The sequence below is a fragment of the Pseudomonas mandelii genome (genome assembly GCF_006438925.1).
Taxonomy (GTDB): domain Bacteria; phylum Pseudomonadota; class Gammaproteobacteria; order Pseudomonadales; family Pseudomonadaceae; genus Aquipseudomonas; species Aquipseudomonas mandelii_C.
In genome coordinates this window covers 227,814-240,968 of record NZ_RCZA01000004.1, presented here as the reverse complement: position 1 = coordinate 240,968, position 13,155 = coordinate 227,814, and the positions used below count along the sequence as shown (strand labels likewise).

Sequence of the window (13,155 nt, the reverse complement as noted above, 5' to 3'; positions counted from 1 at the left end):
GCATCGCGGAAAAACTCCTGGACGCCAGAGGACTGGAAACCAACGGACTCGGCCACGCGCTCCTCGATATCCTGGGTCAGGCTGGCAGAGGTCAGCCCCTCGGCGCGCTGACTCAAACCACTCATTTCCTTGATTGCGGTGCCGATCAGGGCCAAGGCCAACAGTGTCAGGCATAGCCCGACCAATACAATAATTCGGGCTCGTAAAGTGACAAACATGGCGAGTCTCCTGTGCTGAGCGGCCACACAAAAAAATGGCGACATGCCTGTCGCCGATCAGAAAAAGAGCCCGTCACACCTCCCTGCACTGCATGTCATCCACACGCGTCCAACCGGCGATGCGCGCCAGCGACAAGGGTTAACAGAGGCCGTACTCAACAGCAGAGGTGAATCTCGGGCATCAATAGAAGCGGTAGCAGCGAATCACTACCTGACTTGCATTGGGGTAATGCACCTGGCCGATAAAGCTTGCACGGGTGAGCCAGTCCAGGCGCCCCTTAGGCACTTGAAACACCGGCGTGCAGGTACAGTGGTACTCCGTTTCGGGAATCGGCCACTGGCCTTGTCGCTCCAGCTGGCGACCGTATTCGGTCATGTTCAGCAGGCCGATGTTACGGATGTTGATCAACTCCCCCTGGTCGGTACGCAAGCTGTAGCGTGCGTCCAGTTGACCGACGCCGTCAGGGCGCAGCAGGAAGATATCCTCGCCCCCGGCCAACACCTGACCTTTGAAGTCCAGCCCTTCGAAATCCCCCCCGACAATAGGATAGTTGCAACGCACTCCCTCGACGCTCTCCCCCAATATCAGCCCAGGGCCGATATCGACGCACAGGGTCAGCACCCGCTGCAGATTGGGAGCAGCGCCCATCAACTCCAATGGTTCAGTCATGGCAAACACTCCTGTGTGGCCCGGTACAACAGCACCGGGCCACAATGATCAGAGATTGGTCTTGATGCTGGTCCAGGTGCGAGTGCGGATCCGCTCCATGGCTGGCGGCATGGGCTGTAAAGCGAACAGGGTTTTGCGCGCTTCGTCCGGCACATACATGTTGGGGTTGTTACGGATGTCGGCGTTCACCAGCGCGGTGGCATCCTTGTTCGGGTTGGGGTATCCGATCTTGTTACTGATCCGGGCGATCACATCCGGGCGCAGGATGTAATTGATGAACTCGTAGGCCTCCTTGGTGTGGGGCGCGTTAACCGGCACCATCATCACGTCTGACCACATCGGCGCACCTTCCTTGGGTAACGCCATTTCCACCCTCACACCCTTGCCCGCAGCATCGGCCAGGCTTTTGGCCAGCGCCACGCCGCCCGACCAGCCAACGGCGACGCAGATGTCACCGTTGGCGAGGTCCATGCCGTAGCGCGACGAGTTGAAGTAGGTGACGTAAGGGCGAATCTTCATCATTGCCGCCTGAGCCTGCGGGTAGTCCTCGCGTTTCTGGCTGTTGGGATTGAGGCCTTTGTAGTGCAAGGCGATGGGCAAGATCTCGTTGGCTGCATCGAGAAAACCGACGCCACAACTGGCCAGCTTGCTGAGGTTCTCTTCCTTGAAGATCATGTCCCAGGTGTTCATCTGCACATTGGCGCCCAGAATCTGCTGAACCTTGTCGACGTTGTAGCCGATCAGCGTGGTGCCCCACAGGTAGGGCGCAGCGTAGCGGTTGCCCGTGTCACCCACCGCCTCCAGGGTTTTCATGAACTCCGGGTCCAGATGTTGCCAGTTCGGCAACTGGCTGCGGTCCAGAGGCTGGACAGCACCCGCCGCGATCAAGTGACTCAGGTTGGCGCTGCCGGGGTAGACAACATCATAGCCAGAGTTGCCGGTGAGCAGCTTGGACTCCAGGGTCTCGACGCTGTCGAACACGTCATAGATCGGACGGATCCCGGTTTCCTCCTGAAAACTCTTGAGGATCTCCGGTGGCAAGTATTCGATCCAGTTATAGATGCGCACCGTGCGCTCTTCAGCCAGGGAAACGCCCGCCGTCAGCAACGACAGCGCAACGGACAACAGGGTGTTACGTACATGCTTGTTCATAGTGAAACACTCCTACGCGGCCGCGGGGCTCGCGACACTTAATAGCGGTAGGTGAAGTACAGTTCCAGCGCGCTGAATTTCTGATCATCGCCGAATACTTGCTTGGCAGCGGCCAGCGGCTTGACCCAGTTATACGACAGTGACGTATAGAACGACGGAGTCGGCGTCCAGTCGAGGAAAACCACGCTCTCATCGGCAAAGCGCCGATCGCTGACGGGGGCGCCCATGTAGTTTTTCTCGTCCAGCCAGAACTGATAGTGAATCGCACCGAGAGTCAGCGTTGGGTTCAGGTGAGTTTTGAGTGAGAACTGCTGAACATTTTCGTTGCTGTTGAACAACAGATAGTTACCAACAACATCCCCCACCAGCCAGGTGCTCCAGTCGACGAAGCCTTTGCTCAGAGGGTCCCAGGCTTTCTGGCGATTGTCGGTGAGGTTGTCATCGCCGGAAAAACTGGCGTAGCGATAGCCGATGACCGGCGTCAGAGGCAAACTATTGAACGCGTAGTCTGCCTGGCCATACCAAGCGTTGGCATCGTAATCGACGCCCTCGCCACTGCCTTTCTCCAGCGCATATTCGGCGTTGAGCGTCAGGGCGGACACGCCCGGCAACTTGGCGTTGAGTGCCCTTACGTTGTACACCAGCATCCCGTCCCGGAATCGAGGGGCGGTACTGCCCTTGGGGCCCAGCGCATGAACCTTCATCGCCATGGCACCCAGCGTCACCTGGTCGTCGAGGTTGTAGTCCAGGTTCGCGCCCGTCATGCGGAAGTCACCCAGATCGTCGTCGGTTCGCAAGGTGAAGGCCTGGCTCTTCAAGGCCCCATGATCCCAGGCCAGGATGGCCGAATCCTTGAAAGCGGTTCTGGGGCCAAGCCAGTAGGCGCCGTCCTTGAGCTGATCGAGGTTACCGTCCATGACGATGAAGCCAGTACCAATCATGTAGTTCTGGCGCCCGGCAGTCAGCGTCCATTCCCCGGCGCGGAAACCACCATAGAGTTCTTCGGCGGCCACATCACCGTCAGAACTGCGCGTAAAGCCGCCGGCATCGCCATCGCCCAAGGTCGTCGCCGCCACGAGCGAGCCGCCGGCCAGCAGGCTGAAGTCAGGCTGCAGCGAGTAGTCCAGCTTGATACCTGGCTTGACGTAGAACTCCTGCCAGTCGATTTCCGTGCCGCCATTTTTGCCGCTGCGCACATCGACGCGGCCACTGCCAAAGTTGACGTTGCGAGTGGAAATAGTCGCCCCCCCGGTGCTGAGATTGACCTCACCCTTGAGGTTGCCGTCCTCGAAGGTGTAGCCAGCCAACGCAACGTGGGTGGTCAGGGGTAAGCCGAACGCTAAGAGCGCTCGAGAGAAACGCGTCATCGAAACCATATGAAGCTCCTGCGTGATTATTATTGTTACAGGGCAGTGAAATGGCGGCGCAGTACGCCGCCAACACCTGGCCGAGCCAGGCGAATAGGACGCAAACTTCTTGTATTTATGGGGCGTTTCAGTCGCTAAGGTGCGCAGCAATGGCACGCAGCATGCGCACACTGTCAGCATCGAATTGGCTGACGGCGTCGGTCAGCGATGACTGCTTGACGATCACCACACCGGACGGCTTGTCGACAAACAGGTATTGGCCATGAATACCACCGGCCATAATCGCCTGGCTGTGGTCGTTGAAGGCGTACCACTGGCTGCGGTAGGAAGCGCCGGGGGTCCAGCTGGAGAAGTCGGACTCTTTGGCGTATATCGCTGGGTCGGCACCGGCGAAGAGACGTGCGACCGTCTCGGTCGACAACAGTTGCAGTCCATCCTGGCGACCATCGTTGGCCAGCAGGCGACCGAAACGCGCCATGTCACGCAAAGTGGCGCTGAAACCGGCACCGGCGACACTGCGCCCCCACGGGTCGGCCATAAAGTAGCCGTCACGCTCACACCCCAATTGGCTCCAGATTTCTTGCAGTAACTGATCGCAGGCCTTGCCCGAGGCGCGCTCCATGACCCAGGCCAAGGCTTCGGTAGTGGCGGTCACGTAATGAAAAAAGCCACCGTGGGTGCCGCGTTTTTTTAGAGACGGCAGGTATTGGTACAACGACTCGAACTGGGCGTATTGCGCAGGTGCAGGCTGAAAACCGCAGGCATAGCCGTATTGCGAACTCTCCGAGTTGGGGTCGTCATAGACTTCGCTGTACTCAATGCCCACGGCCATGTCGAACAGCTGGCGTACGGTGGCATCACCAAACGCGCTGCCCACCAACTCAGGCACGTAATACGCTGCGGGCAACGTAGGGTTGAGTAAACCGTCACAGACCAGTTGCTCACCGAGAGTGCCGATCAGTGACTTGGTCACCGAGAACATGACGTGCCGGTCTCGGGGCCGCTGACCGTTGAAGTAGCGCTCGAACAGCACGGTGTCGCCCTGCATCACCAAAAAGGCATCGGTCTGACTGGCCACCAGGTGATCGATGACGCTGATTACCAGACCACACTCACTGTCGAAGTGCAGCTCATCCAACGCGTGTGCAAATTCTTGCAAGGTACTGACCGGCCCGGAACCCGCCTGCACATCAATGGAGGGACGCAGGCGCGCCAGATTACGGAAACCCCACTGGCTGAACGGCGGGCGCATCCAATTGTTCCAAGTGACGCGGCGTTGCGGCTCTGCCGGGAAGCCCTGCATAAGCAAAGGCGCCTGGCGCGCGTCGAATGACGATCCATTAGTCTCGATGTAAAGACTGGCCAGTGAAGGCACGGTGTTCTGACTCATCGGGTTGACCCTGAAAATGACTCTGCGTGCGAGCAGATGCAGGGAAATAATTACCCGATATTATTTTTTAGTCAATAAAACTTTTTTCTCAATTAAATTACTTCGAGCGCTCAGCGCGGACCTACCCTCCTCTGGTGTCGCGTGTCACCGCACGGTAAGTGCGCAACTCCTGAAAGCGGCCTCAAATCCCGCCCTCGCCATCAAGCCATTGAGTAGCATCCTTCCAGGTTGGTTGAGCACTTTCGCGCCTAAATAATTAGTGCAATTATGAATTTTTTAGAGACGAGGCCTTACCGCTGCTCAAGGTGCAACTTGCTCAAAGACTGCTGCGGCGTTCAGGACCGCATCGTCGCGCCCGTGCGGCGCAGCGATTTGCATTCCGACCGGCAAGCCGTTGGAAGTGAAACCGGCCGGAACGGAAATAGCAGGATATCCCGCGTGACTTACCGCCTCCGTGAACCGCTGGTTGGTTGACACCGATGCCGAATTGAATCACCTACCGACGCTAGACTGACCCACCTCCAAATCAGCACAAACCCCGGACAGGCAACGGATAGTGAGGAATCAGACTGGGTCAGTGACTTCTCGGCAACTGGGTAAATTCCATATCAGCGCCAACAGCCATCCTCAATGCACGAACGATAACCCAGCGAAAATCGGGGTTATACACCAGGCGGCATCACTGTTAAGCCCCCTGAGTCGTTGCCGTCAGCGATCTATTACGAAGGCACGCTGACGGACCAACACTCATGCGTGAGTGAGGTACCAGCGCCAGTCCTGCTCCCCGACCTCAGCATTGAATTTACGGAACTCGCGCCACTTGATCGCCAGAAACACTTTTAGGAACTCAGCTCCCAGCGCCTCGCGTGCCCACGTTGAACGTTGCAGTGCCTGCAACGCTGTAAGCCAGTCGGTGGGTAGAAAATCGGTCGCCTGCTCATAGCCATTGCCTTCAATCGCCGCTCCAGGATCGCTTTGATGAGTGATGCCGTAGTGAATGCCCGCAAGTACTGCGGCGGCGGCGAGATAGGGGTTGGCATCGGCACCGCAAATGCGGTGTTCGATGTGCCGGCTTATCGCAGGGCCGCCGGGCACGCGGAACGACACAGTACGATTGTTGACTCCCCAACTTTTGGCCAGCGGCGCGTAACTGCCGGTCTGGAACCGGCGATATGAGTTGGCATGGGGGCAAAATATCGCCAGCGAGTCAAACAAGGTTGCCATCATCCCTCCAATGGAGTGACGCAACAGCGGCGTGCCCTGTGGGTCTTCGCTCGCATACAGGTTGTGACCCTCCTCGTCGGCCAGACTGACGTGCAAATGCATACCGCTGCCGGCCTGATCGCTGAATGGCTTGGCCATGAAGCACGCTTGTAGCCCATGTTTGTTGGCCACACCTTTGACCAAGCGTTTGTAACGTACGCCTTCATCAATGGCCTGGAGTGCGTCGAAACGATGCTCTAGAGTCAACTCGACCTGGCCTGGAGCATACTCGGATATCGCCGTACGCACGGGCAACCCCTGTAGGGCGCAAGCCGCGTAGAGGTCATCAAGAAACGGTTGAAGCTGCTCCAGCTCGTATACGCCATAAACCTGCGGAGCAACAGGGCGTACCCCATTGGTCTGCAACGCCGGCTGCGGTCGACCGTTGACGTCGCGTTGCTGGTCCAGCAGGTAAAACTCTAATTCAACGGCCATTACCGGATGGAATCCATCGGCTTTCAGCCGCTCGATGGTGTGCACCAGTACATGGCGTGGGTCGGCCGGGGCGGCGGGAATACCTTGGGTCGGGTGCATGCTCACCTGCACTTGGCCGGTGGGATTGGTGCGCCAAGGTTGCAGGGTCAGGCTTCCCGGTAAAGGGTAGGTCCAGCAGTCGGCGTCAGCGACATCCCAGACCAAGCCCGTCTCGTCGACGTCTTCACCCTGCACGGTCAAGGCGAGAATGGAGCTTGGCAGCGGCCGACCATTTTCGTAGATCGCCAGTAGCTCGTTGCGATGCAACAGTTTGCCACGAGGAACCCCGCTAGCATCGATAAGGAACAACTCGATGCTCAGCACTTCTGGGTGGGCGGCGAGATAATCTTCGGCCTCTTTTTTATCAGCAAATTGCATGTCAAACCTCTTAGCGCTCATTCAAGCGACTTGGCAGTATTTGTGAAATGTGGAGTCTTTAGACGTCCAGTTATGAAGGGATGACCCGGGCCCCAGGTATGGCAAGCAACGTGGTTAGCGCGTTATCCAACTCAACGAGCAGCCTGTCGATATCCGATGAACTTGTCTGTGGACAGCACAGCGTCATGTTGTGAAAAGGCGTGATCAGGATTCCGCGATTGATTAGATACAGGTGCAGAGCCATTTGAAGGCTGTCATGAAAAGCCGCCTCGGCTTGTGCGCCTGTTCTTGGCGGGGTGGCACAGAATTGAAACTCACACCGCGCGCCCAACTCTGTTACCGACCAATTTAGTTGGTGCTGCTTGAACAAGTATCGAAATCCCTTAGCCAATCCTGATGCGAAATGCAACATGGTCTGGTAGGCAGACTCTGTCATGACCTCTTCGAGATTGGCTCGCATGCAACGCATCGCCAGCGCGTTGGCGGACAGCGTCGTTCCCATACCACTGTGGCCATGCCCCCCGCTCTCTTCGCTAACGGTCTTCTGCGCGTCGTGCATTGCCAACGCAACTTGCTCGGTCACGCCAAAGACAGCGCAGGGCACGCCACCTGCTATGGGTTTACCCACCACAAAAAAGTCAGGTTTCAAATCCCATTGGAGAGTGCATCCACCGATGCCGGTAGAAATAGTATGGGTCTCATCAATGACCAGCAGGCTGCCATATTTAAGGGTCAACTCTCGACACTTTTGCATGAATCCCGGATCGGGCAGGACCATGCCTATGTTCGTCATCGCCGGCTCGCACATCAGCGCGCACACATCGCCCTGGGCTAAAGCAGCCTCTAGTGCGGCGACATCGTTGAAGGGGATAGATCGACTGTATTGGGTCAAGTCGTAGGCTTGACCCACAAGACCTGAACGGTGCACTGTTTTGCCCTCGCGGCACCGTACCATCACGTCATCCACCGTGCCGTGATAACAGCCGTCGAACACCAGCAACACATTGCGTTTGGTGATAGCTCGCGCCCAGCGCAGCACATAACGATTGGCGTCAGTAGCATTGGCGGTGACCTGCCAATAAGGCAGCCCAAATCGCTGAGCCAGCAACTCTCCGCAGACCACCGCATCTTCGCCAGGAAGCATCGTCGTTAAGCCGTTATTCGCTTGCTCTGCGATGGCGCGGGCAATAGGGTCCGGCGAATGGCCAAACATAGTGCCTGTATCGCCCAAGCAAAAATCAACGTACTCATGATCGTCAACATCTTGGAAGCGCGCACCTTTGGCTCGCTGGACGAAGAGCGGTGAAGGCATCGACCAATCGCTCATCCAGTGCATGGGAACACCATTGAACAGATTAGCCTTAGCACGCTTGGCCAGCGCCATTGACGTTGGGTTGTTTTCAATGAATCGGGCACGCTCGGATGCGGTAAACGCAGCAATCGCTGATTCACTAATTCCACTTTTCGACATGATCAAAACCCTATGTTAATTATCAAATTAATTAAAAGTCGTTGCCGCTCAGATAGGAAACAATCCATCGCCGTACTCACTCCTCTATCAGATCCTGAATGACGTATGAATGCTGCTCAGTGAACTTACCTGCTCTTTGATATATCGCGCTTTTATATATCGCGGTGATAGCCGCCACCCCACCTAGGATCATTCGTTGATCGCACTAGAAAGCATTCAAAGTTAATAGCCAGTTTGAGTAGATAAATTTCTCTGTTTTACTTTCGGCCAAAAGAGAATAAACCGGCCGTGTCCTGACCTCAGGCTTGAGGGGCTTTGTTCTCGACCAAACAGTTCCCGCCATCCACCACGATGACTTCACCCGTGATGTAACTGGATTCAGGAGACGCCAGGAATGCAACCGCCGCAGCCACTTCGCGGGGACTGCCCGCCCGCCCTATTGGGGTGAAACGCCCCGCCTCTGCTTCAGCGGGTGAGGTTGATCCCGTCGTGATCCAGCCGGGAGCAACACTGTTTACAGTGACCCCCTGCTTAGCGACTTCAAGTGCGAGGCCCATGCTCATGCCAACCATCGCGGCCTTAGCGGCGCTATAAGCTGCTTCGCCTGGATTACTGCACCGGGTGCCTGTGGTGGAACTGATATTGACAATGCGCCCGTAATTTCGCGCCCTCATGCCGGGCAGAACGGCTCGAGTTAGAAGAAAAGCTGTCGTTAAGTTTCTTGCCAGTGACAGATTCCATTCATGCAACTCCATCGCTGCCAACTCCGAGAAAATCTCGGGGCTTCCTTGCATGGCCATACCCGCATTATTCACCAGAATATCGACCCGCCCCCAGACTGACTCTGCCCATATGCTGAATTCACGCACCTGACTTTCATCGGTGAGATCAACTGGCCGGCCTTCAACTTCAACCCCCTCGACGCGTAGCTCTGAAACCCGATCCGCGATGCGGTTGCTGCTGGCGGTGACGATCAACTTCGCCCCAGATGCACCTAGCCTGCGAGCGATCGCCATACCAATACCTGCTTCACTTCCGGCACCACTGACAAGTGCTACATGCCCCCTCAATTCCGTACCCAACATGGTGTTCCCCACGTACTTAATTTGTAATAGGAGTAGAAATTAGGCTAATAAATCTGATAAATAAAGACGATCATTATCAGAAAATTTGACAACCATAATGGCGTTTACCAGCGAGTCACTTAAAGTTTTCCTCTCGGTCGTGGACAGCGGCTCCTTTTCCGCCGCCGCACGAAAATTAGGCCGGGTTCCCTCCGCTATCAACATGGCTGTGTCACAGCTTGAAGCAGAGTTGGATCTCTTGCTTTTTGACCGATCAACCCGCAAAGCCATTCCTACAGCAGCCGCCAAAGCACTTGAGCCCCAAGCAAGACAGGTCGCGAGCCAGTTAAACCTGCTGGACGCGCATGCCCTCCAGCTTCATCAGGGGTTGGAGGGGCGCTTAACCCTTGCGATGGCGCCGGAGCTGCAAACCGGCGTATGGAATCGCCCGCTGTCAATTATCGCCAGAGAGTTTCCTACGCTTGAAATCGAGATTCGCTCCGCTTCCCATCCGGAGGCAATTCGCATGCTCCATGAAGGGCGTGTGCAATTGGCACTTGGATTTGAACGACCAGGGCTTGACGAGCGGGAGACGTTTCTTGAAGCGGGAAGCCAGTTGTTAGTAGCAGTTGCATCTCCAGATCATCCTGCAGCCGCCGGCAAGAAAAGCCCTTTAGGTGAAGAGCAACTGGTAAACATTCGACAGATCATAGTAGCTACTGGAGGACCTACAGACTCTGACCCACGTGTTGTGCTGTCGCGGCGGATTTGGCTCAGCGACAGTTATATGGCAACGCTGGATCTGGTGCAGCAAGGATTGGGCTGGGCTTATCTTCCACAACCACTGGTACAACCTCTAATTACTTCGGGCGCATTGACGGAGGTGGTGTTTGACAACATGCCGAGTCAGATGCGGTTATGGGTCGATATCATCTGGGTAAAGAACCGACCTCTGGGGCTGGGAGCGAGTCGTTACCTGAGTCTGATGCGCGAAATTGTCCAGGGCGAGCCTCGTCGTGTTTGAGGAGTCAAAAATTACGGGGCATTCTTAGTGGTCGCCAACAGAACTCCGAACTAAAAAGTTGAAAACTAGAGAACTAACTTCTTGAAAAAACGGTTTCCGTATTTTCGAGAAACTTTACTTGCAGCCGGTCATTTATCGGTTTGGTCTCGCAAGCCAAGTACATCGACGTAGAATTAGAAATTCCGGAGAATTACCAGCCAATGAGCGATGGGCTTTAGGCTACAAGCGACAGAGACAGAGACAGTGCACACCCGCCCTCATAGAGATGAAAAATGATGATGCCAGACGAGCGTTCCCGCGCGGTGGTGCAGACCCGCGAATTTCTAGTTGAGCTAAGCCGAGATAACTCCCCTCCAGATCGAGTAAGGCGTGATGCTAAGTTTTTGTTACGACACTTTCCAACGCGTGATGACGTGGCCTTGGCATGTACCGGACACTGTTTTGAGTTTTTCTTCAGTTCTCGCCGGGGCCAACCCATCGTTAAATTGATGTGGCCGGATCCAGTTATAGCGGCGTTTTTCAAGGTAGTTGTCGCGTCAACCGTCTAACTATGCCGCTCTTTTCTCAACCTGTTGCTCTCGATCCGGGTTCAACAACACGGTACCGATCGGCTCCCAGTTACGTGTTCGACCCGACCACCGTTCCGGCTTTTTCTCTTTAGCTCGTTCGTACAGCTCATGTCGCCGGGCCAGGACCTGATGGTCCAGTCCTCGATGCCGCTCAGCCGGTGTGACGAAGCGGATACGGCTATGCCGGTGTTCGTTGTTGTACCAACGCATGAAATCCCTCACCCAAGCTCGTGCGGCGTCCAAACTGGCAAAGCCGTCCTGCGGCCATTGCGGGCAGTATTTCAGCGTTCTAAACAACGACTCCGAGTACGGATTATCGTTGCTCACCCGCGGTCGGCCCCGCGAGGGCGTGATGCCCAGTTCGTACATCTTGCTCAACAGCGTCACCGACTTCATCGGCGCGCCGTTGTCCGAGTGCAGCACCAGCGGCTCGCGTAAACACTGCTCGCCGATCACGCTGCGTTGCCGTAACGCAGCGGCTTTCTCGCCGCTTTCCGCGTCGTAGACCTCCCAGCCCACGGCCTTGCGGCTGTAAATATCTTCGATCAGATAGAGGTAGTAATACTTGCCGCGTACAGGTCATGGGCCTGCTGCTCATGCTGATTTTCATCTGGAACATGATCGGTGCTCTCCTGCTACTGCCCGCCCTCGCCTCAATGCTGATGAGTCACAAGCAAAGGAATTGAAGCCAGTCCGTCGCCCACGCAATGCGGGCGACGGGTGATTTCAAACACTCATCGCAGCCGCGCCTTAAAAGGAATTCAACGATGTTCAACGTGCTCCGTCCTGGCAGCCGCCTGCTCGATCGTCTGCACCTGAGTCGCAAATTCGGGTTGGTCTGGCACTTCCACTGAGTTGCGCGCGCATTTCCTGGGTAAGATCCATGACCTTATCCTTGAGCGAAAAGAGGTTTTTGCGCAGGCGATCTCTCTCGAAATGGGCTCGGCCATCGCTTCTGCACGGGCAATGCAAGTGCCTGCGGCGGCCGAACACGTTCGGGTCGCACGCGATGTGCTGTCCACCTATCGTTTCCAGACGATCGAGGGCGGGACCGCGATCGAACGCGAACCTATAGGCGTCTGTGGCCTTATCACCCCGTGGAACTGGCCGCTTTACCAGATCACCGCGAAAGTCGCCCCGGCTATCGCTGTCGGATGCACGGTGGTCCTCAAACCAAGTGAACTGTCGCCTCTAAGCGCCCTGCTCTTTGCACAAGTGGTCCATGATGCGGGTCTTCCGCCTGGCGTCTTCAACCTTGTGAACGGCAGTGGCCACGAGGTCGGCGCTGCAATGGCTGAACACCCGGATATCGACATGATTTCGATTACCGGCTCAAACCGCGCCGGCGCGCTGGTCGCACAGGCGGCCGCCCCTACGGTGAAGCGTGTCGGGCAAGAGCTGGGAGGAAAATCCCCGAACATTCTGCTTCCCGATGCCGACTTTGCCAACGCCGTCCCATTGGGCGTGATGGCTGCGTTTCGCAACGTCGGACAATCATGTAGCGCCCCAACCAGAATGATCGTTCCAAAGGACCGGCTGGCGGAGGTCGAATCGCTGGCTGCCGCAACGGCCAATGCGATCATCGTTGGCGATCCGCAATCGCCAGAGACCGTACTTGGCCCCATTGCCAATGAAGCCCAGTTCAACCGCGTGCAAGCACTGATCGAGGCTGGCCTGAATGAGGGCGCAAAACTCGTTTGTGGCGGACCAGGACGTGTGGCGGGTTTGGAAAAGGGCTTCTATGCCAGACCGACAGTTTTCTCCGAGGTGGATACCGCCATGCGGATCGCCCAGGAGGAAATCTTCGGGCCGGTGCTGTGCATCATTGCGTATGAAACGATCGATGAGGCGGTCGCTATCGCGAACGATACGGTTTATGGGCTGGGCGCCCATGTTCAGTCTCAAGATCTTGATTTGGCGCGTGCAGTGGCTTCTCGTATCCGCGCGGGGCAAGTGCATCTGAATTACCCTGCGTGGAATCCAATGGCGCCCTTCGGTGGCTACAAGCGGTCTGGCAATGGTCGTGAGTATGGTGTCTTCGGTTTGGAGGAATACCTGGAAACGAAAGCGATCGTTGGGTTTGGCGGATTGCCTGATAACTCTGCGCGTACGTAG

9 protein-coding genes and 3 pseudogenes are annotated in these 13,155 nt (G+C 56.4%); 3 read left to right on the top strand and 9 right to left on the bottom strand.

Going from position 1 to position 13,155, the window contains the following annotated elements:
- Window positions 1-399 precede the first annotated feature (399 nt).
- The 8 genes from EAH74_RS11150 to EAH74_RS11115 all read right to left on the bottom strand — a co-directional run bounded on the left by EAH74_RS11150 (window position 400) and on the right by EAH74_RS11115 (window position 9,468).
- Window positions 400-888: a DUF3237 domain-containing protein gene (locus EAH74_RS11150; protein WP_140678291.1), complete on the bottom strand. Its 489-nt coding sequence runs from the start codon at window positions 886-888 to the stop codon at window positions 400-402.
- A 48-nt stretch (window positions 889-936) separates the two neighbouring features.
- Window positions 937-2,040 (bottom strand): polyamine ABC transporter substrate-binding protein, encoded by a 1,104-nt coding sequence (locus tag EAH74_RS11145; protein ID WP_140678289.1) that lies wholly within the window; start codon window positions 2,038-2,040, stop codon window positions 937-939.
- 38 nt (window positions 2,041-2,078) lie between these two features.
- Window positions 2,079-3,416, bottom strand: coding sequence for an alginate export family protein (locus EAH74_RS11140; RefSeq protein ID WP_140678287.1), 1,338 nt, complete (start codon window positions 3,414-3,416; stop codon window positions 2,079-2,081).
- 118 nt (window positions 3,417-3,534) lie between these two features.
- Entirely contained in the window at window positions 3,535-4,797 is a 1,263-nt protein-coding gene (locus EAH74_RS11135; RefSeq protein WP_140678285.1) for a serine hydrolase domain-containing protein, read from the bottom strand.
- Between the two features lie 300 nt (window positions 4,798-5,097).
- On the bottom strand, window positions 5,098-5,274 hold the full coding sequence (locus EAH74_RS33840) for an amidase family protein (RefSeq protein ID WP_140678283.1): 177 nt from the start codon (window positions 5,272-5,274) through the stop codon (window positions 5,098-5,100).
- 270 nt (window positions 5,275-5,544) lie between these two features.
- Window positions 5,545-6,912 (bottom strand): glutamine synthetase family protein, encoded by a 1,368-nt coding sequence (locus tag EAH74_RS11125; RefSeq protein ID WP_140678281.1) that lies wholly within the window; start codon window positions 6,910-6,912, stop codon window positions 5,545-5,547.
- A 70-nt stretch (window positions 6,913-6,982) separates the two neighbouring features.
- The gene (locus EAH74_RS11120; protein WP_140678279.1) at window positions 6,983-8,383 is read right to left on the bottom strand and encodes an aspartate aminotransferase family protein; all 1,401 of its coding nucleotides are present in this window, start codon (window positions 8,381-8,383) and stop codon (window positions 6,983-6,985) included.
- A 299-nt stretch (window positions 8,384-8,682) separates the two neighbouring features.
- The gene (locus EAH74_RS11115) at window positions 8,683-9,468 is read right to left on the bottom strand and encodes an SDR family NAD(P)-dependent oxidoreductase (RefSeq protein ID WP_140678277.1); all 786 of its coding nucleotides are present in this window, start codon (window positions 9,466-9,468) and stop codon (window positions 8,683-8,685) included.
- Window positions 9,469-9,565: 97 nt separating this feature from the next.
- On the opposite strand from EAH74_RS11115, the gene EAH74_RS11110 reads away from it, so the two are divergent.
- A complete protein-coding gene (locus tag EAH74_RS11110) occupies window positions 9,566-10,471 on the top strand; it encodes a LysR family transcriptional regulator (RefSeq protein WP_140678275.1) in 906 nt (301 codons plus the stop codon).
- A 272-nt stretch (window positions 10,472-10,743) separates the two neighbouring features.
- Window positions 10,744-10,884, top strand: a pseudogene (locus EAH74_RS33675) (BPSL0761 family protein); the annotation flags it as partial.
- Between the two features lie 135 nt (window positions 10,885-11,019).
- Here the strand turns inward: EAH74_RS33675 and EAH74_RS11100 are convergent.
- Window positions 11,020-11,619: pseudogene (locus EAH74_RS11100) on the bottom strand (transposase); the annotation flags it as partial.
- Between the two features lie 243 nt (window positions 11,620-11,862).
- Here EAH74_RS11100 and EAH74_RS11095 point away from each other — a divergent pair.
- Window positions 11,863-13,155 (top strand): annotated as a pseudogene (locus tag EAH74_RS11095) (aldehyde dehydrogenase family protein); the annotation flags it as partial.